At 64.6% G+C, this 22932-nt stretch carries 23 protein-coding genes; 14 read left to right on the top strand and 9 right to left on the bottom strand.

Features of this window, described 5'->3' with window-relative positions:
* Positions 1 to 70: 70 nt before the first annotated feature.
* Together NKH70_RS05490 and NKH70_RS05485 are read right to left on the bottom strand one after the other, a co-directional pair.
* On the bottom strand, positions 71 to 805 hold the full coding sequence (locus tag NKH70_RS05490; protein WP_352715455.1) for a 16S rRNA (uracil(1498)-N(3))-methyltransferase: 735 nt from the start codon (positions 803 to 805) through the stop codon (positions 71 to 73).
* Positions 806 to 836: 31 nt separating this feature from the next.
* Entirely contained in the window at positions 837 to 1484 is a 648-nt protein-coding gene (locus tag NKH70_RS05485; protein ID WP_353015872.1) for a hypothetical protein, read from the bottom strand.
* Between the two features lie 73 nt (positions 1485 to 1557).
* On the opposite strand from NKH70_RS05485, the gene NKH70_RS05480 reads away from it, so the two are divergent.
* Complete coding sequence (locus NKH70_RS05480) at positions 1558 to 2271, top strand: type 1 glutamine amidotransferase (RefSeq protein ID WP_353024921.1); 714 nt, start codon at positions 1558 to 1560, stop codon at positions 2269 to 2271.
* Here the strand turns inward: NKH70_RS05480 and NKH70_RS05475 are convergent.
* Positions 2263 to 2565 carry a hypothetical protein gene (locus NKH70_RS05475; RefSeq protein ID WP_352715450.1) on the bottom strand — a complete coding sequence of 101 codons (303 nt, stop codon included), beginning with the start codon at positions 2563 to 2565 and terminating at the stop codon, positions 2263 to 2265. The two genes, NKH70_RS05480 and NKH70_RS05475, sit on opposite strands and share 9 nt — an antisense overlap.
* 367 nt (positions 2566 to 2932) lie before the next feature.
* On the opposite strand from NKH70_RS05475, the gene NKH70_RS05470 reads away from it, so the two are divergent.
* Entirely contained in the window at positions 2933 to 3073 is a 141-nt protein-coding gene (locus NKH70_RS05470) for a hypothetical protein (protein ID WP_292664785.1), read from the top strand.
* Positions 3074 to 3112: 39 nt separating this feature from the next.
* On the opposite strand, the gene NKH70_RS05465 is transcribed toward NKH70_RS05470, so the two are convergent.
* The 3 genes from NKH70_RS05465 to NKH70_RS05455 are packed head-to-tail and all read right to left on the bottom strand — an operon-like array spanning position 3113 to position 5917.
* A complete protein-coding gene (locus NKH70_RS05465; RefSeq protein WP_353024941.1) occupies positions 3113 to 3883 on the bottom strand; it encodes a metallophosphoesterase in 771 nt (256 codons plus the stop codon).
* Between the two features lie 38 nt (positions 3884 to 3921).
* The gene (locus tag NKH70_RS05460) at positions 3922 to 5058 is read right to left on the bottom strand and encodes an alpha-hydroxy acid oxidase (protein WP_353015874.1); all 1137 of its coding nucleotides are present in this window, start codon (positions 5056 to 5058) and stop codon (positions 3922 to 3924) included.
* A gap of 55 nt (positions 5059 to 5113) precedes the next feature.
* Positions 5114 to 5917, bottom strand: a complete 804-nt coding sequence (locus NKH70_RS05455; protein WP_353024918.1) for a FadR/GntR family transcriptional regulator — start codon at positions 5915 to 5917, stop codon at positions 5114 to 5116.
* Positions 5918 to 6232: 315 nt separating this feature from the next.
* Between NKH70_RS05455 and NKH70_RS05450 the strand changes: the two genes are divergently transcribed.
* The 5 genes from NKH70_RS05450 (at position 6233) to glcF (ending at position 12430) form a co-directional block, all read left to right on the top strand.
* Positions 6233 to 7567: a DUF3422 family protein gene (locus NKH70_RS05450; RefSeq protein WP_353015878.1), complete on the top strand. Its 1335-nt coding sequence runs from the start codon at positions 6233 to 6235 to the stop codon at positions 7565 to 7567.
* 136 nt (positions 7568 to 7703) lie between these two features.
* Complete coding sequence (locus NKH70_RS05445) at positions 7704 to 9200, top strand: FAD-linked oxidase C-terminal domain-containing protein (RefSeq protein ID WP_353015880.1); 1497 nt, start codon at positions 7704 to 7706, stop codon at positions 9198 to 9200.
* Between the two features lie 193 nt (positions 9201 to 9393).
* Positions 9394 to 10650, top strand: coding sequence for an FAD-binding protein (locus tag NKH70_RS05440; protein WP_353015882.1), 1257 nt, complete (start codon positions 9394 to 9396; stop codon positions 10648 to 10650).
* Entirely contained in the window at positions 10647 to 11030 is a 384-nt protein-coding gene (locus NKH70_RS05435) for a DUF4870 family protein (protein WP_353015884.1), read from the top strand. Before NKH70_RS05440 ends, NKH70_RS05435 begins: the two co-directional genes overlap by 4 nt.
* A gap of 68 nt (positions 11031 to 11098) precedes the next feature.
* Positions 11099 to 12430, top strand: a complete 1332-nt coding sequence (glcF, locus tag NKH70_RS05430; RefSeq protein ID WP_353024916.1) for a glycolate oxidase subunit GlcF — start codon at positions 11099 to 11101, stop codon at positions 12428 to 12430.
* A gap of 12 nt (positions 12431 to 12442) precedes the next feature.
* Here glcF and NKH70_RS05425 read toward each other — a convergent pair whose 3' ends face one another.
* On the bottom strand, positions 12443 to 13363 hold the full coding sequence (locus NKH70_RS05425; RefSeq protein ID WP_353024914.1) for a bifunctional 5,10-methylenetetrahydrofolate dehydrogenase/5,10-methenyltetrahydrofolate cyclohydrolase: 921 nt from the start codon (positions 13361 to 13363) through the stop codon (positions 12443 to 12445).
* Positions 13364 to 13644: 281 nt separating this feature from the next.
* Entirely contained in the window at positions 13645 to 14379 is a 735-nt protein-coding gene (locus NKH70_RS05420; RefSeq protein WP_353024913.1) for a L,D-transpeptidase, read from the bottom strand.
* A gap of 222 nt (positions 14380 to 14601) precedes the next feature.
* On the opposite strand from NKH70_RS05420, the gene NKH70_RS05415 reads away from it, so the two are divergent.
* On the top strand, positions 14602 to 15237 hold the full coding sequence (locus NKH70_RS05415; protein WP_352715425.1) for a DNA-3-methyladenine glycosylase I: 636 nt from the start codon (positions 14602 to 14604) through the stop codon (positions 15235 to 15237).
* 4 nt (positions 15238 to 15241) lie between these two features.
* On the opposite strand, the gene NKH70_RS05410 is transcribed toward NKH70_RS05415, so the two are convergent.
* Positions 15242 to 15493 carry a hypothetical protein gene (locus tag NKH70_RS05410; RefSeq protein ID WP_353024912.1) on the bottom strand — a complete coding sequence of 84 codons (252 nt, stop codon included), beginning with the start codon at positions 15491 to 15493 and terminating at the stop codon, positions 15242 to 15244.
* A 209-nt stretch (positions 15494 to 15702) separates the two neighbouring features.
* Between NKH70_RS05410 and hisS the strand changes: the two genes are divergently transcribed.
* The 6 genes from hisS to NKH70_RS05380 all read left to right on the top strand — a co-directional run bounded on the left by hisS (position 15703) and on the right by NKH70_RS05380 (position 22856).
* The gene (gene hisS / locus NKH70_RS05405) at positions 15703 to 17265 is read left to right on the top strand and encodes a histidine--tRNA ligase (protein WP_353024911.1); all 1563 of its coding nucleotides are present in this window, start codon (positions 15703 to 15705) and stop codon (positions 17263 to 17265) included.
* Positions 17266 to 17443: 178 nt separating this feature from the next.
* Positions 17444 to 18565 (top strand): ATP phosphoribosyltransferase regulatory subunit, encoded by a 1122-nt coding sequence (locus tag NKH70_RS05400; RefSeq protein WP_353024910.1) that lies wholly within the window; start codon positions 17444 to 17446, stop codon positions 18563 to 18565.
* Entirely contained in the window at positions 18562 to 19263 is a 702-nt protein-coding gene (gene hisG / locus NKH70_RS05395; RefSeq protein ID WP_353024909.1) for an ATP phosphoribosyltransferase, read from the top strand. Before NKH70_RS05400 ends, hisG begins: the two co-directional genes overlap by 4 nt.
* Positions 19264 to 19666: 403 nt before the next feature.
* Positions 19667 to 21433: an AMP-binding protein gene (locus NKH70_RS05390; protein WP_353024907.1), complete on the top strand. Its 1767-nt coding sequence runs from the start codon at positions 19667 to 19669 to the stop codon at positions 21431 to 21433.
* 60 nt (positions 21434 to 21493) lie between these two features.
* Positions 21494 to 21712, top strand: a complete 219-nt coding sequence (locus tag NKH70_RS05385; RefSeq protein WP_353024905.1) for a cysteine rich repeat-containing protein — start codon at positions 21494 to 21496, stop codon at positions 21710 to 21712.
* Positions 21713 to 21752: 40 nt separating this feature from the next.
* A complete protein-coding gene (locus NKH70_RS05380; RefSeq protein ID WP_353024903.1) occupies positions 21753 to 22856 on the top strand; it encodes a calcium:cation antiporter in 1104 nt (367 codons plus the stop codon).
* Positions 22857 to 22932 lie beyond the last annotated feature (76 nt).

Below are 22932 nucleotides of genomic sequence, written 5' to 3'. Positions count from 1 at the left end.
GCGCTAGATGGACGAAATGTCAGTAGCCGATCAAGCGAAAAATCCTGAGCCAGAGGGTAACTGGAATTGATCACCAATCGCCGATTGTCGCCTGGATCAGCGCCAGTGCCGCCACCGCCGCCGTATCCGCCCTCAGGATGCGCGGCCCGAGCGGAATGGCGGTAACGAAGGGCTGGGCTCTCAACATCCTGCGTTCCTCGTCGGAAAAGCCGCCCTCCGGCCCGACCAGCAGACCGAGCTTGTTCTCCCGCACCGCCTGCAATGCGGGCAGGGGATTATTGGTCGATGCGTCCTCATCGCAGAAGATCAGCCGCCGCTCTCGGTCCCAGTTGCTGAGCAGGCGCTCGAATTTTTCCGCCTCGCGCAGCTCCGGCACCGCCAATATGCCGCATTGTTCGGCCGCCTCGACGACATTGGCGCGCAGGCGCTCGATGCCGGGTTTTGCCACTTGCGTATGCTGGGTGATGACCGGCTGCAGGATGCCGGCGCCCATCTCCACCGCCTTTTGCACGAGGTAGTCGAGCCGTCCTTGCTTCAGCGGCGCGAAGCAATAGATGAGATCGGGCAGCCGCGGCTGCGGCCGCTGCAGCTCCAGCACCTTCAGGCGTACAGCTTTCTTCGACTTCGTGGCGATCGCCGCCGACCATTCGCCGTCGCGACCGTTGAAGACCAGAAGCTCGGCGCCTTCGCCGAGCCGCAGCACATGCGAGAGATAATGGCTCTGCTGCGGGCCGATGTCGAACTCGGTATCCGGTCCAAGCCCGTCTGGCACGAACAGCCGCTGCATCTTGTAATTGGCGCGCATCGTCGAGGAATGGTCGAGGCTGTCCCCGGCGTCAAGTCTCCGCTGTGGCGTGCCAGACAGGTTTGTAGCCCTGCCTTAGCACCGAAACAGTTGTCGCCGGCGTGAGCAGGCGGATTGGACTGTCGGTAAAACCGCCGAATCCCACCGGTTCGCCATAGCCGCCGAAACTCCAGGGCAGCGCGGCGCCGTCAAACAGGGCGTACGCCCTGTTTCCCGACGAGATCATCGTGCCGTCCGGCAAGTCCGCAAGCGCCTCCGGTTTCAGTCTCGGCGCCGGTCCGCCCGATGCCAGGCGCTCCTTGTGCAGGCGCTTGTCGAGTTGCGGCGGGCGTGGCTCGGCAATGCCGAAGGCGTCGCCGAAGCGCTGGACAAAATCCCTGGCCCGCTCGCGCCGGCAGAAGAAGCAGGGCCGGTGCCCGGCGGCAAGTGCCGTCACCTCGTCGAGGAAAAACAGCTCGGTCCAGCCGGCCTTGCCGCCAGCCCGGTTGCGCCCCATCGGCTCGCGCCGCACGTCGCCGTATTCGCAGACGCAGATGATCCAGGCTTGCAGCGCCCAGCGCTTCTTCAACAGCGTTCTGGTCTCGGGGTCGTGAATGATGCCGCGATTGCCCATGAACAGGCCGCGCTCCGGCACGGCATGGATGGCGCCGAACGGATCGACCCGGTTTTGTAGTGGCATAGGCATTCCCTGTTGGCTGCAATGCTGGCGCCATGATATCGCTCGCTGCATCATTTCATGTCAGCAGGTTTCGATGCGGGTCTTGGTTGTCCAGAACTTCGACAATGAGGGCCTTGGTCAGATCGGCGCGGCGCTTGTCGAGGCGGGCGCCGATATCGACCTGCGCCGGCCCTATCGCGGCGACGCGCTGCCGCAAGATAGCGGCGAGCATCACGCCATGGTGGTGCTCGGCGGCGCCCAGAATGCGCTGGACGACGAGCTCTGCCCTTATTTCCCGGGTCTGCTCGATCTGACGCGCGACTTTGGCGAGAGGGATCGCTCGGTGCTCGGCATCTGCCTTGGCAGCCAGTTGGTAGCGCGCGCCTTTGGCGGCGAGAACCAGATACGCGGTGCCTCGGAATTCGGCTGGCACGAGGTCGCGCTTACCGCGGCGGCGCAGGCCGATCCGGTGCTCGCCGCCTTGCCTGAAAAATTCCCGATCTTCCAATGGCACGACGACACCTTTGTCTTGCCCGAGACTGCCGTGCGGCTGGCCGGCAACGCCGTCGCCGCGAACCAGGCGTTCCGCATCGGCCGCGCCGTCTACGGCTTCCAGTTCCATTTCGAGGCCGATCGGCCGATGGTTCGCGACTGGAGCACGTCCTTCGCGCCGCTGATCGCCGAGCGGCATCCTGAATGGGCGGGCCGGCTCGACGATGAAATGGCCCGCAACGGACCGCAAGCCGATGCCGCCGGCCTGGCCATCGCCCGCGCCTGGGTGGCGATGATCGGTAGCTTCTCAGTTTGAAACTGCGTCGCCCGTCCACTCCCATGTGACAGGAGCCCAAGGTTGGGCGGCAGCCCAGTTCTTCACGTCATCGATCGAAAGATGCTCCCCAGAAAAGAAGGGAGTGCATGCGTACAGAAAGCCGTCCTTTGTCTCTGGGATTGGAATGCTCTCGTCGTACTCGCCTGTGAGTTCCCCGTCTTCAGCAAAACGAGAAGACGAGTCGCGAGCAGGAAAGGCGTAGATCTCGACGCGATAAGGGATCAGGCCGTCGTAGTACCACGTACCTCTCGCGACGATCTTAAGCTCACTCATTCGAAAGGCGCGCTTTTTGTAGGGGCACGTGGGCCGGGCTTCGACGCAACGGCGCCATCATCTCAGACCTGAGACAATACCCGGCGATCTGACGGCTGTCAGCGCCGACGTTGCATATTTGGCACGCGGCGGCAAATCCGCCGGGGAAAACGCGTTTCATCCTTGGCCTGTGTCTGTCCGCCAGCCTAAAAGGCGCCCGCTCTGCATCTTGCGTGCAACCGCGATGAACCTTTCCTGTGACCCGCGCGACACACCGCCGATACAGAACATGCCTAGAAGCGCGAAACCGTCAGACATTTGCGACGTGTTTTGCGTTTCAACGCATTGGTAACCCGCTCGTGCATAGATGCAGGAAGCTCAACAAGAGATGACGTCCGTGAAAGCAGCCTTTTTGTCCTTTGTCATGTTGTCGGCTATCGTCTTGTGCGGCCTCGGCATTTATTCCGCCGACGCGGCCAACGACCACAATGCCGTCGACGGCTACGGCGTCACCGCCGCGCTTCGCTAGGCTCCACGCCGCAGCCTCGGCTGAATATCAACAACCTCCCTAAGCCGGCTCACCCGTGACTGTCAGGATATGCTTGTCCGCGCCGTCCACCACGAGCGCGGTGAGGTTGCCCGACTGCCAGGCGAGTGTGTCGACATTGACGCGGTTGCCGGTGATCTCGGCCTTGGGCACCGGCGTATGGCCGTGCACCACGATCTTCGGATGAAGACCGGTGTGATCGTGGAAGACCTCGCGGATCCAGATCAGGTCTTGCCGGCTCTGGCTTGCCAGCGCAACGCCGGGCCGGATGCCGGCATGGCAGAAGAAGAAGTCGCCGAATGTCACTGAAAAGGTCAGCGAGCGCAGGAATTCGACATGGTTCTGCGGCACCGCCTCGACCAGTGCGGCGTGCCCTTGCCGCAGTGCCGCATCGGCGCGGCCAAACCAGGCGCTGCCCCCACCGAGTGACACGCCATAGGATAGCGCCGTCTGGATGCCGCCATAGCGCATGAACAGCCCGTCCGGGTCGGGGACATCGAGAAAATCGAGGAAGCCGAGATCATGATTTCCGGCCAGCATCAGGTGACGCGGATCGCGTCTTTGCGCGTCGATCAGGAAATCGATGACGCCCCTGGAGTCCGGGCCCCGGTCGACATAGTCGCCGAGATGGATCACGCGCCAATCGACCGACGGCCTTTGACTGAGCTCCGCCTCGATCCGCCGGTGCATGGCGGTCAGCAGGTCGGGCCGGCCGTGCACATCCCCGATCGCGTAAAGGCGCATGCCTTGCGGTCCGCGCGCCTCGTAGAAACTGATGCCGGGCTCCGTCAATGCCTGCGTCGCCTCCGTGATCATGCCGTCACGGGACTTTAGCGCCGAAGCTGATCCTTGCCCATGTCGGTGACCACGCGCTTTCCGCACAGTGCCAGCGTTATGTCCATCTCCTTGCGGATGATTTCCAACGTCTTGGTAACCCCTTCCTTGCCGAGTGCGCCGAGGCCGTACAGGAAAGGCCGGCCGATATAGGTGCCCTTGGCGCCGAGGCACAGCGCCTTCAGCACGTCCTGGCCGGAGCGGATGCCGCCGTCCATATGCACCTCGATCGTGTCGCCGACGGCGTCGGCGATCTCTTCGAGTGCCATGATCGACGACGAGGCGCCGTCGAGCTGGCGGCCGCCATGGTTGGATACGATGATCGCGTCGGCACCCGTTCTGGCCGCCATCAGCGCATCTTCCTTGTCGAGAATGCCTTTCAGGATCAGCTTGCCGCCCCAGCGCTCCTTGATCCAGGCGACATCCTTCCACGACAGATGCGGATCGAACTGCTCCTTCGTCCACGACGACAGCGAGGCGAGGTCGCCGACGCCCTTGGCATGGCCGACGATGTTGCGGAAGCTCCGTCGCTTTGTCCCGGCCATGCCGACACACCAGCGCGGCCTTGTTGCCATCTGCCAGATGTGCTTCGGCGTCATTCGCGGCGGCGCCGAAAGCCCGTTGCGGATATCCTTGTGGCGCTGACCGAGGATCTGCAGGTCGAGCGTCAGCACCAGCGCCGAACATTTCGCCGCTTTTGCGCGGTCGATCAAATCGAAGACGAAGTCCTTGTCGCGCAGCACATAGAGCTGGAACCAGAACGGCTTCCTGGTCACCGACGCGACATCCTCGATCGAGCAGATGCTCATTGTCGACAGCGTGAACGGCACACCGAATTCTTCCGCCGCCTGCGCCGCCAGCATCTCGCCGTCCGGATGCTGCATGCCGGTCATGCCGGTCGGCGCCAGCGCCACCGGCATCGTCACCTTCTCGCCGATCATGGTCGATTCCAGCGAGCGGTTGTCCATGTCGACAAGCACGCGCTGGCGGAACTTGATCTTCTGGAAATCCTCTTCGTTGGCGCGGTAGGTGCTTTCGGTCCAGGCGCCGGAATCGGCGTAGTCGAAGAACATCTTCGGCACGCGGCGGCGCGCCAGGTCCTTGAGGTCGGCGATGGTGAGAATGCTGCTCATGGATCCTTTTCCGCTGGTTCTTCGCTGGTTCGTCGTTGAATTTTCTGGGCGGTGCCTACCGCTGTTTTCTTGCCGCCTCGCCGTCACCGGGCTCGGAGCGCTGCCTGAGTCTCAGCCGCGACACGCGCTGCCAGTCGCCGCTGCGCTCGGCCTCGGCCATCGACCGTTCGACATAGGAAATGTGGTTCATCGCCGCCTGCCGCGCCGCGGCCGGATCGCCGGCCTTGACCGCCGTGTAGATTGCCCGGTGCTGCGAAAGCAGCGCCTCGCGCGCGCCCGGTACGCTGAACACCAGCCGCCGGTTCTGGAACACGCCTTCCGACAGCAGCCGATAACAGGAGCGCAGCGTGTGCAGCAGGATGATGTTGTGCGCGCATTCGCAGATCGCGTGATGGAACTCGACGTCGATTTCCGCCTCGTCGTCGAAATTGCCGGTCCGGTGCGCCTCGTCCATGCGCGCCATGATGCGGTCGAGCAGCGCCAGATCGTCCGATGTGGCGCGCCGCGCCGCATACTCCGCCGCCACCGCCTCGATCTCGCGGCGGTACTCCAGATAGTCGGTCACCGCCTTGCGATGCATGGAGATCAGGTCGGTCACCGGCTTGGTGAACAGCTGGCCGATGACGTCGGCGACATGGGTGCCGCCGCCTGGCCGTGTCGTCAACAGCCCGCGCCCTTCCAGCGCTTTCAAGGCATCGCGCAGGATCGGCCGCGACACCTCGAACTGGCGCGCCAGCTCGCGCTCGCCCGGCAGCCGGTCGCCGGTGCGCAGGACGCCTTCGAGGATCAGGCTCTCGATCTGCTGCACAACCTCGTCGGCGGTGCGCGAATGCTCGATCCGGGAGAAAATGTCGCTCAAACGGAATGCCTGGGGGTTGAACCGATGTCGCGCACGATAAAGCCAGCGTCGCCAACTGGTCAAATTATTTATCCAATTCGCCCCGGAGCCGGGTCGGTTTCACAGCCGCGGGTTTATATCACCTTCAGCTAAACTGGCTGTTTGCGTCCTCTGGAGATTGCCTCTAGAGCAATTCCAGGAATAGTGTGAAACGGTTTTCCGTCCGGAATTGCGCAGAATAAAAGAGATAGAGCGGTTCGGCGTTTCCGTGAAACGATGAACCGCTCTAGAGGGACATCATTGCCAAAGGGCTCAGAGAAGCCTGGGGGACCAGCCGTGCCAGACGCCGACCCGTCCAAGCTCGAATTCCAGCTGCGCGCCAAAGCCGTGGGCGGCAGCGTCATGGGCTTTCCGGCGCATGAAGGTCGGCCGGGCGCGCTTGGCGAGGTCCACGCCCGGCCGCACCCGCTGGTCGAAAAGCCGCGCGTGCTGGTGCAACTTTCCTTCATGACCGAAGCTGGATCCGGCGTCGATCAGGCCGTGCTTTCCGAATTGTCGCGACGCCTCGGCATCGCCGCGCCCGACCCTCACGCCCGCCACCACGCGATGAAATGGGGCAAAGGCTCGCTGCGCTGGGAACGGCACACGGAGTTCTCGACCTATCTCTGGGAAGGGCCGCTCGCCGAAAACGGCAGGGGGCAAGAAGACACACCGTTCGGCAACGGGTTTTCGCCGCCGGGCACGGTGATTTCCGGCATCAGGCTGGAAATCCGCAAATGGACGCCGGCGAACGAAAAACTGATCGCCGGCTTCGACCCGACCAGCCTGTGCTACTCGCTGGTCGAGCGCGGCAACGCAGCCATCGTCACCGATTTCCGTCAGGATGGCGACGGCTTGACCCGCATGCTTGTGCTCGACCGCGGCCTGACGCCGGCGCGCACCGGGGCACTGTCGCAGCGGCTGATAGACATCGAGACCTACCGCACGCTGGCCATGCTCGGCCTGCCGCTGGCGCTGACGCTGTCCGGTCGCGCCCGCCGCATCGAGGACAGGCTGGCCCAGACCACGCTGGAAATGAAGGTCGCCGAGACCCGGGACAGCCAGACGCTACTTGCCGACTTGACCGAACTGGCCGCCGAGCTGGAGGCCGATGCCGCCTCCAGCCTCTACCGCTTCGGCGCCAGCCGCGCCTATGACGGCATCGTCCGCGAACGGCTGGAGGCGCTCGAGGAAGAGGCGGTGCCCGGCTACGACACCTGGGGTGGTTTTCTGCAGCGCCGCGTCGCGCCGGCGATGCGTACCTGCCGTTCGGTCGAGGAGCGTCAGGCCAACCTGTCGACGAAGCTCACCCGTGCCACCACGCTGCTGCGCACCTGGGTCGACGTCGAGGTCGAGAAGCAGAACCGCGATCTTTTGGCATCGATGAACAATCGCGCCCGCCTGCAATTGCGTCTGCAGCAGACGGTGGAGGGGCTCTCGGTCGCCGCCGTTTCCTATTATGTCGTCGGCCTCATCGGCTACGTCGCCAAGGGCGCCTCGATCTTCGGCCATGCCTTCGCGCCGGAAATGGTCACCGCCGCCTCGGTGCCGCTCGCCGTCGTGCTCGTCTGGTGGGGCGTGCGCCGTGTCCGCCGCATGCACTCCGAACCCGGCAAGCAGCCGGGCGAGTAGTGTGGGGCGCAGCGGCAGATTGCCGCTGCGGAAGGCTGTCCCGGCCATAGGCCTCTCATCCCGGCCAAAGCGGCATTTGCAACCGACCGCCGTCGCTGGTAAAAGATTTTTACCAGTCGATCGAAGGAGGCTGTCGATGTCCGGCCTTGCCATGCCGAAACCAGACGACGCCACGATGCGCCGGCGCGACGAGATCGTCGCCGATATGCGCATCATCGTGCCGGGCGAGGGCGTCGTCGACGCCGCCAATGCAATGCGCGCCTTCGAGAGCGATGGGCTCACTGCCTACCGGCAATTGCCGCTGGTCGTCGTACTGCCGCAAACCGTGGCGCAGGTCTCGCGCGTGCTGAAATATTGCAGCGACCGCAACATCCGCGTCGTGCCGCGCGGCTCCGGCACCTCGCTCTCCGGCGGTGCGCTGCCGCTCGAAGACGCGGTGCTGCTGGTCATGAGCCGCTTCAACCGCATCCTCGAGATCGATTTTCAGAACCGCGTCGTCGTCGCCCAGCCCGGCGTCACCAATCTCGGCATCACCACCGCCGTCGAGCAGGAGGGCTTTTACTACGCCCCCGATCCATCCTCCCAGATCGCCTGCTCGATCGGCGGCAATGTCGCGGAAAATTCCGGCGGCGTGCACTGCCTGAAATACGGTCTCACCGCCAATAATGTGCTCGGCATCGAGATGGTGCTGATGAATGGCGAGGTGGTGCGCCTCGGCGGTAGCCATCTCGACGCGGAAGGCTACGACCTGCTCGGCGTCATGACCGGCTCCGAAGGATTGCTCGGCGTCGTCACCGAGGTCACCGTGCGCATCCTGAAGAAGCCGGAGACGGCGCGTGCCCTGCTGGTCGGCTTCCCGACCAGCGAGCAGGCCGGCCAGTGCGTCGCCGACATTATCGGCGCCGGCATCATCCCCGGCGGCATGGAGATGATGGATCGCCCGGCCATCCACGCCGCCGAGGATTTCGTCCAGGCCGGCTATCCCCTGGATGTAGAGGCGCTGCTGATCGTCGAACTGGATGGGCCGGGTGTCGAGGTCGACCATCTGATCGGCCTGGTCGAAGCCATTGCCTTTAGGAACGGCTCGACCACATGCCGCACGTCGCAGTCGGAACAGGAGCGGCTGAGCTTCTGGGCCGGCCGCAAGGCAGCCTTCCCGGCGGTCGGCCGCATCTCGCCCGACTACTACTGCATGGACGGCACCATACCGCGCAAAGAACTGCCGCGCGTGCTCGCCGGCATGCGCGAACTGTCGGAGAAATACGGGCTCGGCGTCGCCAATGTCTTCCACGCCGGCGACGGCAATCTGCATCCGCTGATCCTTTATGACGCCAATGTGCCGGGCGAACTCGACAAGGCGGAGAGTTTCGGCGCCGACATATTGCGGCTCTGCGTCAAGGTCGGCGGCGTGCTGACCGGCGAGCACGGGGTCGGCGTCGAGAAGCGCGACCTGATGCCGGAAATGTTCAACCAGATCGACCTCGACCAGCAGATGCGCGTCAAATGCGCCTTCGACCCCAACCATCTGCTCAACCCGGGCAAGGTATTTCCGCAGCTGAGGCGATGCGCCGAACTCGGGCGGATGCATGTGCATCGCGGGCAACTGGCGTTCCCGGACATTCCGAGGTTTTGAGGGGTATGTTGGCGCTTGAACACCCCCCTCTGTCCTGCCGGACATCTCCCCCTCAAGGGGGGAGATTGGATGTCACTTCGGCTTTCGCCAATCTTCAAAAAAGAGCTCCGTCCGCAAGGCTGCCAATCTCCCCCCTAGAGGGGGAGATGTCCGGCAGGACAGAGGGGGGCGCGAAGGAACGCGGCGTATCGCCATGACCACCTTCACCCCCTCCACCGCGGCGGAAACCCTCTCCACCATCGCTTGGGCAGCCGCGGAAGACTCGCCGCTCGAAATCCTCGGCCACGGCTCCAAGCGCGGCATCGGCCGCCCGCAGCAAACCGAACATACGCTCGACCTCTCCAAACTCTTGGGCGTCACGCTCTATGAGCCGGCCGAGCTGGTGCTGTCGGCGAAGGCCGGCACGCCGCTGGCCGAGATCGCAAGCCTGCTTGCCGAAAACGGCCAGCAGTTGGCCTTCGAACCGATGGACTATGGCCCGCTGCTCGGCGGCGAACCGGGGAACGGCACCATCGGCGGTGTGCTGGCGGCGAACCTTTCCGGGCCGCGCCGGCTGAAGGCCGGGGCTGCGCGCGACCATATCCTCGGCATAGCGGCCGTTTCCGGGCGCGGCGAGGCCTTCAAGTCGGGCGGTCGCGTGGTCAAGAATGTCACCGGCTATGATCTGTCCAAGCTGATGGCCAACAGCTGGGGCACGCTGGCGGTGCTCACCGACGTCACCTTCAAGGTGCTGCCTTCAGCCGAGACAGAGGCCACGCTCGCAATCCGCGGCCTGCTCGACGATCATGCCGCCGCCGCCATGGCGCTGGCGCTGGGCACGAGCGCGGAAGTGTCGAGTGCGGCCCATCTTCCCGAACGGGTCGCCGCGCGCGTCGCCGGTGGCAGTCTCGGCACAGATGCGGCGACGCTGCTGCGCATCGAGGGTTTCGGCCCATCGGTCGCCTACCGCATCGCCGCGCTGAAAGACCTGCTGAAAAACGCCGGGCCGCTGCAGGAGATTTCCGGTTCGGTCTCGTATTCGGTCTGGCGCGATATCCGCGACTGCGCGCCGTTCGCCGACGGCAGCGAAAGGCCGGTGTGGCGCGTCTCGATGGCGCCGTCGCAGGGCCACCGTATGGTGCTGGCGCTGCGCATGCAGGCCGCGGTCGATGCCCTCTACGATTGGCAGGGCGGGCTGATCTGGCTGCGCATGCAGCAGGACGATCCCGAGGCCGGCCTGTTGCGCGGCTTGATCAAAAAACATGGCGGCGGCCATGCGACGCTGGTGCGTGCCGCCCCTGCGCACCGCGCTGCGATACCGGTGTTCGAACCGCAAGCGCCGCAACTGGCAGCACTGTCGGCGCGGCTGAAGGCCGAATTCGACCCGAAGAACATCCTCAATCCCGGGCGTATGGCGCCGGGCGCAGGCTCTGCTACTCTCGCCCCGGCAACCGAGGGAGAAGCACAATGAGCGATCCAGGTCAAAACGGTACCTCACGCCAGACCGACCGCTGGCTGGAGCCCGGTCCGACCAATGCGCTGGTCATCTACATCCTCTATCTCGCCGGCCTCGCCATCGGCGTCAGCGGCATTGTCGGCATCGTCCTGGCCTATATCAATCGCGGCAAGGCCGGCGGCTTCGTCGAGAGCCATTACACATTCCTGATCCGCACCTTCTGGATCGGCCTGCTCTATGCACTGATCTCGGCGTTGCTGATGATCGTGGTCGTCGGCGTCGTGCTGATGGTCGCCGTTGCCGTCTGGTTCATCGCCCGCTGCATTCTCGGCCTGCAAGCGCTGCAGCGCGGCGAGCCGGTCAAGAACCCGGAAAGCTGGTTCCTCGGGCTATGAGCATGATCCCAAAAAGTGGGTACCGGTTTTTGGAAAAGATCATGCTCAAACGGTAAGGATTCGTTTACGTGCAGACCTCCTTTTCGCTTGCCCAGCTCGCCGATCCGCATGTCGCGGAATCGGAGAAGATCCTGCGCAAATGCGTGCATTGCGGCTTCTGCACCGCCACCTGCCCGACATATGTGACGCTCGGCAACGAGCTGGATTCGCCACGTGGGCGGATCTACCTGATCAAGGACATGCTGGAAAACGGCCGTCCCGCAGACAAGGAGATCGTCAGCCATATCGACCGCTGCCTGTCCTGCCTTGCCTGCATGACCACCTGCCCGTCGGGCGTCAACTACATGCATCTGGTCGACCACGCCCGCGCCCATATCGAGGAGACCTACAAGCGTCCGCTGGCCGATCGCCTGACACGCGCCATGCTGGCCTTCGTGCTGCCCTATCCCTCGCGTTTCCGCGCCGCGCTCAAGCTGGCGAAGCTCGGCCAGCCACTCGCCGGCCTGTTTGAGAAAATCCAGGCATTGAGGCCTCTGGGCGCCATGCTCAGGCTCGCACCGGCGTCGGTCCCGGCAGTCTCGCCGATGGCCTCGCCGGGCGTCCATGCCGGGCAGGGCGCGAAGAAAAATGGCCGCGTCGCCATCCTCACCGGCTGCGCGCAATCCGTGCTCGATCCTGGCATCAACGAAACTGCGATTTCGCTGCTGACCCGGCTTGGCGTCGAGGTCGTGGTGCCCCAGGGCGAGGGCTGCTGCGGCGCGCTGGTGCATCACATGGGACGCGAGGACGCTGCCTTGGCCTCCGCCCGGCGGAACGTCGACGCCTGGACGCGCGCGATCGAGCAAGGCGGGCTCGACGCGATAATCATTACTGCCTCCGGGTGCGGCACCACCATCAAGGATTACGGCTTCATGCTGCGCCTCGATCCGGCCTATGTCGACAAGGCGGCGCGCGTCTCGGCGCTGGCCAAGGACATCACCGAATATCTGGCAAGCCTCGACCTGCCGGAGCCGGTGCGGAAGCCGGGCACCGTTGTCGCCTATCACTCGGCCTGCTCGATGCAGCACGGCCAGAAGATCACCCGCCAGCCGAAGGAGCTTCTGGCCAGAGCCGGCTTCGTCGTGCGCGAGCCGCGCGAGGGGCATCTCTGCTGCGGTTCGGCCGGCACCTACAATATCCTGCAGCCCGGGATTTCGGCGATGCTGCGCGACCGCAAGGTCAGGAATATCGAAGCGACCGGTGCTGAAATCGTCGCCACCGGCAATATCGGCTGCATCACCCAGATCGCCTCCGCCGCCAAGCTGCCGGTGGTGCATACGATAAAGCTGCTCGACTGGGCCTATGGTGGGCCGAAGCCCGAAGGCGTTCGCGAAGAGAGGGCAGTTGTCACGGCCAAGTGATCCGCCAGTCGCCTACTCCGCCGCCAGCCGGTCCGCCGTGCCGTAGGTCGCCTGGTAGCGGGCGCGCTGGCGGCTGAGCGCCACCATCGTGTTGCGCAGCAGGATCGCCACGGTGATCGGGCCGACGCCGCCCGGCACCGGCGTGATCCACGACGCGACATGCCTGACGCTCTCGGCATCGACGTCGCCGACGATGCGGCTTTCGCCGTCCGGCCCGATCTCCGAATTGATGCCGATGTCGATTACGGCGGCGCCCGGCTTGACCATGTCGGCCTTGATCAGCCGCGGCTTGCCGACGGCGACGAACAGCGCGTCGGCGCGGCGTGCGTGTGCCGCCACCGAACGCGTCATGTGGTGACAGACGGTCACCGTCGCGCCTTCGCTCATCAGCAGGAAGGCGATCGGCTTGCCGACGATCTCGGAGTGGCCGACGACCACCACTTCGAGCCCCTTGAGGTCGAGCCCGGTTTCCCTGAGCAGTTCGACCGAAGCGGCGGCGGTGCAGGGCGCCAGGTCGAGCTGGTTGTAGACGATGTTGCCGATCGAGGCCGGATGCATGCCCTCGACGTCCTTGAGCGGATGCACCGCCGCCTGCAGGGTCTTGATCGGAATGTGCACCGGCACCGGCCGCTGGATGATGATACCGGTGACGCGCGGGTCGGCGTTCAGGCCGTGGATCGCCGCTTCCAGTTCGCCGGCGGTGATGTCGGCGCGAAAGCGCCTTTCCTCGAAGCCGATGCCGGCCAACCCGGCCTTGGCGCGCTGGTTGCGAACATAGACGTCGACCGCCGCGGTATCGCCGACGGTGATCGACACCAGCTTGGGCGGAAAGCCTTCGGCTGTGGCGATCGTCGCGTCCTCGCGCACGCCGGCGATGATGCGTTGGGCAACCGGGCCGCCCTTGAGATAGCGGCTGTCATCGGAAAGGGACATCGAGATGGGGCCTTTATCTGGATTTTAGCCGCCACATAGCAAAGGAACCGCGAAAAGGCAGCGCGAAAAGCGAACCGCTATGCCCGTCGCGCGACGTGCCGGCGAAATCTTCCCGGCAATTCTTGCTGGCGTTGGCGGAAACAAAAAGGGCAGCACGGCTTGCCGCGCTGCCCTTTCGTGACTGGCCGTATCCCCACACGGCCCGTCCCCCGTTATTCATTCATCTGGCCTCAGAAAGCCAAAGCTAATGTCTTTCTAGACCAGATGATTCGCTGCGGCAACTATATCACCACCACCGTTGTTCCGATATTCACGCGTTCGTAAAGATCGACCACGTCCTCGTTGCGCATGCGGATGCAGCCCGACGACACCGCGCCGCCGATCGTCCAGGGCTGGTTGGTGCCGTGGATGCGGTACTCGGTCGAGCCGAGATAGAGCGCGCGCGCGCCGAGCGGGTTTTCCATGCCGCCGGCGAGATAGGTCGGCAGATAACGGCCCTTGGCGGCTTCGCGGGCGATCATCACCGTCGGCGGCCGCCAGTCCGGCCAGACCCGCTTGTTGGTGATCTTGTGGGTGCCGGACCATTCGAAGCCCGGCTTGCCGGTGCCGACGCCATAGCGCCGCGCCTTGCCGTTCTTCTCGACCAGATAGAGGAAATTCTCTCGCGTATCGATGACGATCGTGCCCGGCTTCTGCGGGCCGTCATAGGCGACTTCCTGCGGCAAATAGATCGGGTCGATCTGCGGCCGCATCACCATGCGCTTGGCCGGTGCCTGCAGCGCTGCGGTGCGCAGCTGATCCGGTTCCGCCAGCCGCCGGTAGCGCCGTTGCGGCTGCGCCTCTTGCCGGCTCTGCCGCACGATGCCCGGCGCATGGCCGAGCTGCAGCACCCAGGGCGCCGAAAGATCTGGGCTGACCACCACCGGCGGCCTCTCGGCATAGCGGTCGTTGGCATTGGCGGCGCCGGCCGCAAGCACGGCCGCGGCGCCGAACAGTGGGAACAACAATGTCTTCATCGCAACGCACCTTGATCGTCGAACATGCCGGGGTGCAAAGCCTCCCCGATTTCGCCGACATTGGGCGCGAAGCGGCAACCGAAACATGAATCGGAATGCGTAAAATGCCGATCTGTCAGTAAAGCTTTTGGTGTGGTTACCGCCGGGTTCAGGAATCTGGTAAAGCCGCGGTAAAGGCCGCGTCAAAACGCGTTAACGCCAAGACACGAACGGAATTCCGCCATGGACGAAAAGACAGGTCTGCTTGCCGGTGCCGACGGCATCGCCCGCTGCTTCTGGCACGGCAACCTGCCGGATTATCTGCACTACCACGATCACGAATGGGGCCGGCCGGTCGCCGACGACCGCCGGCTGTTCGAAAAGATCTGCCTCGAAGGCTTTCAGTCGGGCCTGTCCTGGCTGACCATATTGCGCAAGCGCGACAATTTCCGCGAGGCGTTTGCCGGCTTCGATGTCGACAAGATCGCCGCCTTCACCGATGAAGACGTCGAGCGCCTGGTCGGCAATGCCGGCATCATCCGCCACCGCGGCAAGATCGTCTCGACCATCAACAACGCCAAGCGCGCCCGCGAACTCATCGACGAGGCCGGCTCGCTGGCCGCCTGGTTCTGGAAGTTCGAGCCCGGACCGGACGAGCGGCCCGAGATCGTCGACCTCGCCCATCTGCGCGCCAATCCGACGACGGCGGTTTCGGTCCGCATTTCGAAGGAGCTGAAGAAGCGCGGCTGGAGCTTTGTCGGCCCGACCACCGTCTACGCCTTCATGCAGGCGATGGGGCTGGTCAACGACCATCTCGAGGGCTGCGTCTGCCGCGAGCCGGTCGAGGCGGAGCGGAAAGCGTTCAAGCGGCCGAAGTAGCGGCTCAGGCGCCGCCGGCGCCGGCCAGGAAAAATCCGGCGAGGATGGCCGCCAGCGCGGCGAACACCGGATAAATCACCAGCAGGCCGGTCATCAGCACGTCGCGCATGGTCGGCCCGCTGCGCTGTTGCGCCGCGATCTCGAACGGTCCGGCGATTTGCTTCGTCTTCGGCGCATAACCATCGGCCGGCCGCAGCCGGACCGAGGCGTCGCGTGCGCCGCTATCGATGATGTCTAACTTCTGTATCGTGGCCATGGCCCCGAACCCTTGTTTCGGCGCGCTTATCGGCCCGGATTGTGTCGGCACGATGCCGCGCGCGTGGCGCAATTGTTTCAGCTTCTTTTTCTTGCCCTGTCGCGCAGGGGGAGCGGGGAGAAGCGCTAACCCTTGCCTTCTCCGGGCTGCATCGGTAGGACACGCCGACCCGAAATAAGTCATCGTTTACCCAGCAAAGTACCCATCCCATGGCCGACAAATCCGAAAAGATGAAAGCGCGGCTGCCGCGCGGCTTTGTCGACCGCGGCGCCGACGATCTGCGCGCCGTCGAGAAGATGATGGCGACGATCCGCTCGGTCTTCGAGCTTTACGGTTTCGAGCCGGTCGACCAGCCGCTGATCGAATATACCGATGCGCTCGGCAAATTTTTGCCCGACCAGGACCGGCCGAACGAGGGCGTGTTCTCGTTCCAGGACGACGACGACCAGTGGCTGTCGCTGCGCTACGACCTGACCGCGCCGATGGCGCGCTTCGTCGCCGAAAATTTCGAGCGCCTGCCGAAACCCTATCGCAGCTATCGCTCCGGCTGGGTGTTCCGCAACGAAAAGCCCGGTCCCGGCCGCTTCCGCCAGTTCATGCAGTTCGACGCCGACACGGTCGGCACGCCGGGCGTCGCCGCCGACGCCGAGATGGCGATGATGATGGCCGACGTGATGGAGGCGCTCGGCATCAAGCGCGGCGACTACGTCGTCCGCGTCAACAACCGAAAAGTGCTCGACGGCGTGCTGGAGGCGATCGGCCTCGGCGGCGACGAGAATATCGGCCGGCGGCTCCAGGTGCTGCGGGCGATCGACAAGCTGGACAAGCTTGGCGTCGAGGGCGTGCGCCTGCTTCTGGGCGCGGGGCGCAAGGACGAGAGCGGTGATTTCACCAAGGGCGCCGGGCTGGACAATACGCAAATCGACGTTGTCATCAGCTATTTCACAGTCATGGCGCAGCACGATCCCGAAAAAATTGTCCAGACACTGGGATCCATCAACCCCGGCCTCAGCAATCTTATCGAGGAAAGGAAACTCGAACATCTGGGCATCACGAACGCCTCGTTTGTTGAGGGCCTTGCAGAGTTGGAGCAGATAAGAACCATGGTCGCACAAAGCGGCTACGGTGAGGATCGCATCCGCATCGACCCTTCAGTCGTGCGTGGCCTCGAATATTACACCGGCCCGGTCTATGAGGCCGAGCTGCTGGCCGAGATCCCCAACGAGGACTGGCAGATCGTGCGCTTCGGCTCGGTTGGCGGCGGCGGTCGCTATGACGGTCTGGTCTCGCGCTTCCGTGGCGAGCCGGTGCCGGCGACCGGTTTTTCCATCGGCGTCTCCCGCCTGATGACGGCGCTGAAGAACCTCGGCAAGCTCGATACTTCCGATGTCATCGCGCCGGTCGTCGTGCTGACCATGGACAAGGACACGGAAAGCCTCGGCCGCTACCAGAAGATGGTGGCCGAGCTGCGCGCCGCCGGCATCCGCTCGGAAATGTATCTCGGCGGCGCCGGCATGAAGGCGCAGCTGAAATATGCCGACCGCCGCGGCAGCCCGGTCGCCATCATCCAGGGCGGCGACGAGCGCGCCAAGGGCGAGCTGCAGATCAAGGACCTGATCGAGGGCGCGAAGATGTCGGCCGAGATCGCCGACAACGCCGAATGGCGCGCCGCACGACCGGCGCAGGTGACGGTGGCGGAAGGCGAGCTGGTCGCCGAGGTGAAGAAGATACTGGCGGCGCAGGCGGCCGACCGGGCGAAAGGTGGCGCGTGAGCACCCCCCTCTGGCCTGCCGGCCATCTCCCCCTCAAGGGGGGAGATTGGATATCGCGCCTGCTTTCGCCAATCTTCAGCGTTGGAGAGAAGACGCCGAGGCCGAAGCTGCCAATCTCCCCCCTTGAGGGGGAGATGGCCGGCAGGCCAGAGGGGGGTGCCTCGCGCCCATCTTCCCTATGACCTCCCGCTATCCCGCCATCGCATCCGACATCGCGACGCTCTTCGCCGCGCGCAACACTCATGCGGTCGAAGTCGCTGTGCTGCAGCTGGCCGATCCGTTCCTCGACATGGCCGGCGAGGATTTGCGGCGCCGAATTTTTCTCACCGAAAGCGAGACCGGGCAGACGCTTTGCCTGCGGCCGGAATTCACCATTCCGGTCTGCCTCGACCACATTGCCAGCCAGGCCGGCACGCCGCGCCGCTACTCCTATCTCGGCGAGGTGTTTCGCCAGCGCCGCGAGGGCGGCAACGAGTTCTTCCAGGCCGGCATCGAGGACCTCGGCGACCGCGACACGGCCGCCGCCGACGCGCGCTCGCTGGCCGATGCGCATGCGCTGCTTTCGCTGGTGCTGCCCGGCCGGGAGCTGGCGGTGACGCTCGGCGACCAGACCATTTTCGAGGCGGTGCTGGCAGCGCTTGGCCTGCCGCGCGGCTGGCGCATGCGGCTGGCCCGCGCCTTCGGCTCGGCGCCGATGCTCGAGGCTGCCCTTGCCGACCTCGCCAATCCGCCGCGCAACAGCCAGCTCGCCGGCCCGGTCGCCGCCCTTGTCCTCGACGGCGATCTGGAAGCTCTTTCGGCGCATATCGCCGGCGGCATGGAACAGGCCGGCCTGTCGGCAACAGCCGGGCGTTCGCCGTCCGAGATTGCGCGGCGCCTGATCGAGAAGGCCGAGCTGCGCAGCGTGCGGCTGTCGAACGAGGCATTTGCGGCGCTGAAGGGGTTTCTGGCGATCGACGTGCCGCTCGATAGCGCCGCCCCGGCGCTAGAAACTTTCGCGGCCGATGCCGGGCTTTCGCTGGGGGCTGCGCTGGAGAATTTTTCTGCCCGCGCCGCGGCGATCGAAAGCCTCGGCCTGCCGATGTCTGAAATCCGCTACGACGCCGCCTTCGGCCGTCCGCTCGATTACTACACCGGCCTCGTCTTCGAGATCGCGGCGCAGGACGGCGACCGGCCGCTGGCCGGCGGTGGCCGCTACGACCGGCTGCTGACGCTGCTCGGCGCAAAAACGCCGATCCCCGGCGTCGGCTTTTCCGTCTGGCTCGACCGCATCGAGGCGCTGCGGGAGACGGCGCCATGATCACGCTGGCGCTGCCGTCGAAAGGCCGGCTCAAGGAGCAGGCGCTGGAGGTGCTGGCCAAGGCGGGGCTTACCGTCAGCCTGCCCGGCGACGAGCGCAAATACCGCGCCCGCATCGATGGCCTGGACAGCGTCGAGATAGCGTTCCTGTCGGCCTCCGAGATTGCCGGCGAGATCGGCCAGGGCTCGGTCGATCTCGGCATCACCGGCGAGGATCTGCTGCGCGAAAACCTCGCCGACTGCGAGGCGCGCGCCGAAATCATCGCCCGTCTCGATTTCGGCAATGCCGATGTCGTCGTCGCCGTGCCCGACATCTGGCTCGACGTCGATACGATGGCCGATCTCGACGACGTCGCCGCAGATTTTCGCCAGCGCCACGGCCGGCGGCTCAGGATCGCCACCAAATACTGGCGCCTGACCCAGCAGTTCTTTTCGCAAAAGCATGGCATCCAGGTCTACCGCATCGTCGAAAGCCTCGGCGCCACCGAAGGCGCGCCGGCTGCGGGATTGGCCGACATCGTCGTCGACATCACCACGTCAGGCTCGACCCTGCGCGCCAACCATCTCAAAGTACTGGCCGACGGCGTGATCCTGCGCTCGCAGGCCTGCCTCGTCGCGTCGAGGAAGATGCGCGCTGCGGCCGACGAGGCGACTTTGCGAGATGTCGCGGCAAGGATGGCGTCGGTGGACGCAGGCTGACGCGGCCAATCTCCCCCCTTGAGGGGGAGATGTCGCCGTAGGCGACAGAGGGGGTCGGTTCGTCTTGACGCGACTCTCTTGGGCGACAGAACAAGCTGGTGCTCCACGCGAGACGACCCCCTCTGGCCTGCCGGCCATCTCCCCCTCAAGGAGGGAGATCAGCAGCGTGGCCGCTGGCGCCTGACGTGATTTTTCCGAGGCACAGCAATTTTGTTCTTGCTTTGTGCCGGCAGCTATGCTATTAATCTCGCTATGGTGCCAATTGGCCCCGAAGACCCGCCCGCCGAGGCGGGTTTTTTGTTTTCGGCCCGGGCAGGCGAGTTCCCACCCCAGCCCACCATCGACGGGATTTCCACCACCCCGCCGGGCTGATAGGCTCGGCTCGTCTGCGGAGGACACGGCGATGCCGATCAATCTCGACGAGTTGAAGAATGCCACCGGCCTGCGCGGCAAGCGCGAGGGTGGCTCGTTCATTGCGCCGGTCGACGGCACGGCGCATGTCTCGGGCGAGCGCAGCGTCCCGCTGCTCAACCTGACCATCCCGGCGCTGTTTGCCGATACGGTCGGCAAATACGGCACGCTCGATGCCGCCGTCTTCCTCGAGCAGGACAAGCGCTTTACCTGGGAGGAACTGTCGGACACGGTCGATGCGCTCGCCGCCGGCTTCCTGGTGCTCGGCCTCGAGAAAGGCGACCGCGTCGGCATCTGGTCGCCGAACCGCTGGGAATGGTTGGTGACGCAATTCGCCACAGCCCGCATCGGCCTGATCCTGGTCAACATCAACCCGGCCTATCGGCTGGTCGAACTGGAATATGCCTTGAACAGGGTCGGCTGCAAGGCGCTGGTCACCGCCGCCAAATTCAAAAGCTCCGACTATCTCGGCATGGTCGAGACGCTGGCGCCGGAGATCGCACAGGCTGCGCCCGGCAAGCTCGAAGCCAACAGACTGCCGGCGCTGAAGATCGTCATCCGCATGGACGAGGAGAGTTCGCCGGGCATGTTCAATTTCGCCGACGTGCTGGCGATGGCCGGGCGCGACGAGCATGACAGGCTCGACCGCATCTCCGACGGGCTGAAACCGGACGATGCCATCAACATCCAGTTCACCAGCGGCACGACCGGTGCGCCCAAGGGAGCGACGCTGACCCACAACAACATCGTCAACAACGGCAATTTCGTCACCGCGGCAATCCGGCTCACCGTCGACGACCTGTTGTGCATCCCGGTGCCGCTCTACCATTGCTTCGGCATGTCGATGGGCACGATGGGCTGCGTCACCAAGGGCGCGACCATGGTTTTCCCGAGCGAGGGTTTCGATGCCGGCGCCACGCTGAAGGCCGTGGCAACGGAACGCTGCACCGCGCTTTACGGCGTGCCGACCATGTTCGTCGGCCTGCTCGACCATCCGGAGTTCGCTTCCTTCGATCTCACCAGCCTGCGCACCGGCATTATGGCCGGCTCGCCATGCCCGATCGAGGTGATGAAAAAGGTGGTGTCGCTGATGCATATGGCCGAGGTGACCATCGCCTATGGCATGACCGAAACCAGCCCGGTGTCGTTCCAGAGCAGCGTCGACGATCCCCTGGAAAAGCGCGTTTCGACCATCGGCCGCGTCCATCCGCATGTCGAGGTCAAGGCCATCGACGCCGAAGGCGCCACCGTCGCGGTCGGCGCGCCGGGCGAGCTCTGCACGCGCGGCTATTCCGTGATGAAGGGCTATTGGGACGACGAGCAGAAGACTCGCGAGGCCATCGACGCCGACGGCTGGATGCACACCGGCGACCTCGCCACCATCGATGCCGAGGGCTATTGCAACATCGTCGGCCGGGTCAAGGACATGGTCATCCGCGGCGGCGAGAACGTCTATCCGCGCGAGGTCGAGGAGTTCCTCTATCGCCACCCCAAGGTCAAGGAGGTGCAGGTGTTCGGCATTCCCGACCCGAAATATGGCGAGGAGCTGTGCGCCTGGATCGTGCTGAAGCCCGGCCAGATCACCACGGAGCAGGAGATCAAGGCCTTCTGCGCCGGCCAGATCGCCCATTTCAAGATCCCGCGCTACATCCGCTTCCGCACCGAATTGCCGATGACGGTGACCGGCAAGCCGCAGAAATTCCTGATGCGCCAGGCGATGATCGATGAACTGGGACTGGTGACGCAGAAGACGGCGTGAAAGACTTGCGTCTACGCGTGACGGAGGCGTTGTTTGGGCAACATATTGAGGGGGTGTTCCATGCGGATTGGGTTAAGCGTGCTTTTCCTGGCAACTCAGCTGGCAGCCACCGCGGCGCTGGCGCAGACGGCGGCCGAGCGTGAGGCCTGCCAGGCAGATTACCAAAAGTTGTGCAAGGGCGTGTTGCCGGGCGGTGGCCGCGTCGTCAAATGCCTGGCCGGTCACATGAGCGAGCTGACGCCCGAATGCAAGAAGGTCGTCAAGGCCAACACCGGCTAGCGCGCGAGCTTCCCTGCGGGTGGAACGCAAAAAGGTGACAATGAGTGGTTTCGCAAGATCGGCGGTTTCTTACGGCATGCCGTTGGCCGCCCTGGCGATGGCTGTCGCTGTCAGGGCCAGCGGGGTATCCGTGGACGAAGGGTCGCTGGGCACCAGGATCTTCATCGGCGCGCTGTCGAGCGCGATCATGTTCATCACCATTTTCGTCGTGCTCGACCACGCCGAAGCGGTGGCCAGGCGGGTGGGCGAGCCGTACGGCACATTGGTGCTGACCATCGCCGTGACGGCAATCGAAGTGTCGATCATCGTTTCCATCATGCTGCACGGCGCGAACAATCCGACGCTTGCGCGCGAATCCGTCTTCTCGACAGTGATGATCACCTCCACCGGCGTCGTCGGCATGTGCCTGACGTTTGGCGGCTGGCGCCATCGCAAGCAGGCGATCGTCCGCCAAGGGACCAGCGCCTATCTGGCGGTGCTGGTCGCGCTCAGCGTCATGACGCTCATTCTGCCGACCTACACGAAAACCACCGATCCCGGCACGTTCTCGGCGGCGCAACTCGGCTTCGTCAGCGTCCTTTCGGTGCTGCTCTATGCCGGCTTTCTGTTCGCGCAGACTGTCCGCCACCGCGACGATTTTATCGACGCACAAGCGCATGGCGCAGCAGCGCGAACCGACGCCCACGAAAGCATCGCCGCCGGCGTTGTTCTCCTGCTGATCGGGCTGATCGGCATCGTCATGCTGGCCGAGCAGGTCGCCGCCAGCGTCGAAGACGCGCTCGTCGCCTACCAGGTGCCCCAGGCCGACGCCATTGTCGGCGCAATGATCGCCGGGCTGGTCTTGATGCCGGAAGCGATTTCGGCGGTTCGCGCCGCCCTCAGCAACGAGCTGCAGCGCGGCCTGAACGTCGCGATGGGTTCGGCCTGCGCCACGATCGGCCTGACAATACCGGGCATCGCCGCCGCCAGCCTGCTGACCGGAAGAGGGCTGACCTTGGGGCTGCCGGCGACCGACACGGTGCTGTTGGTTCTGGCGCTTTTTATCTGCAATGTGAGCTTTAGTACGGAGAGAACGACGTTCCTGACCGGGCTGGTGCATCTGGTGGTGTTTTGCACGTATGTGTTTTTGATTTTTGTGCCGTGAGAGTGCTGGGTGCGAATAGGTAGGAAAACTGCTTGAACGTCTCAATAGGGCCGAAAGCGGACTTGCGGCTTCGAGG

It is taken from the genome of Mesorhizobium sp. M0991, assembly GCF_040318915.1.
In the GTDB taxonomy this organism is placed as follows: domain Bacteria; phylum Pseudomonadota; class Alphaproteobacteria; order Rhizobiales; family Rhizobiaceae; genus Mesorhizobium.
This window is presented reverse-complemented; position numbering and strand designations above follow the sequence as displayed.

Coding starts and splice junctions, on each gene's coding strand:
- NKH70_RS05435 (WP_353015884.1), top strand. CDS start 10,647: ATGAGCGATCCAGGTCAAAACGGTACCTCACGCCAGACCGACCGCTGG.
- NKH70_RS05475 (WP_352715450.1), bottom strand. CDS start 2,565: ATGAGTGAGCTTAAGATCGTCGCGAGAGGTACGTGGTACTACGACGGC.
- NKH70_RS05415 (WP_352715425.1), top strand. CDS start 14,602: ATGGACGAAAAGACAGGTCTGCTTGCCGGTGCCGACGGCATCGCCCGC.
- NKH70_RS05390 (WP_353024907.1), top strand. CDS start 19,667: ATGCCGATCAATCTCGACGAGTTGAAGAATGCCACCGGCCTGCGCGGC.
- NKH70_RS05400 (WP_353024910.1), top strand. CDS start 17,444: ATGACCTCCCGCTATCCCGCCATCGCATCCGACATCGCGACGCTCTTC.
- NKH70_RS05380 (WP_353024903.1), top strand. CDS start 21,753: ATGAGTGGTTTCGCAAGATCGGCGGTTTCTTACGGCATGCCGTTGGCC.
- hisG (WP_353024909.1), top strand. CDS start 18,562: ATGATCACGCTGGCGCTGCCGTCGAAAGGCCGGCTCAAGGAGCAGGCG.
- NKH70_RS05445 (WP_353015880.1), top strand. CDS start 7,704: ATGTCCGGCCTTGCCATGCCGAAACCAGACGACGCCACGATGCGCCGG.
- NKH70_RS05460 (WP_353015874.1), bottom strand. CDS start 5,058: ATGAGCAGCATTCTCACCATCGCCGACCTCAAGGACCTGGCGCGCCGC.
- NKH70_RS05410 (WP_353024912.1), bottom strand. CDS start 15,493: ATGGCCACGATACAGAAGTTAGACATCATCGATAGCGGCGCACGCGAC.
- NKH70_RS05490 (WP_352715455.1), bottom strand. CDS start 805: ATGCGCGCCAATTACAAGATGCAGCGGCTGTTCGTGCCAGACGGGCTT.
- hisS (WP_353024911.1), top strand. CDS start 15,703: ATGGCCGACAAATCCGAAAAGATGAAAGCGCGGCTGCCGCGCGGCTTT.
- NKH70_RS05480 (WP_353024921.1), top strand. CDS start 1,558: ATGCGGGTCTTGGTTGTCCAGAACTTCGACAATGAGGGCCTTGGTCAG.
- NKH70_RS05440 (WP_353015882.1), top strand. CDS start 9,394: ATGACCACCTTCACCCCCTCCACCGCGGCGGAAACCCTCTCCACCATC.
- NKH70_RS05485 (WP_353015872.1), bottom strand. CDS start 1,484: ATGCCACTACAAAACCGGGTCGATCCGTTCGGCGCCATCCATGCCGTG.
- NKH70_RS05425 (WP_353024914.1), bottom strand. CDS start 13,363: ATGTCCCTTTCCGATGACAGCCGCTATCTCAAGGGCGGCCCGGTTGCC.
- NKH70_RS05385 (WP_353024905.1), top strand. CDS start 21,494: ATGCGGATTGGGTTAAGCGTGCTTTTCCTGGCAACTCAGCTGGCAGCC.
- NKH70_RS05420 (WP_353024913.1), bottom strand. CDS start 14,379: ATGAAGACATTGTTGTTCCCACTGTTCGGCGCCGCGGCCGTGCTTGCG.
- NKH70_RS05470 (WP_292664785.1), top strand. CDS start 2,933: ATGACGTCCGTGAAAGCAGCCTTTTTGTCCTTTGTCATGTTGTCGGCT.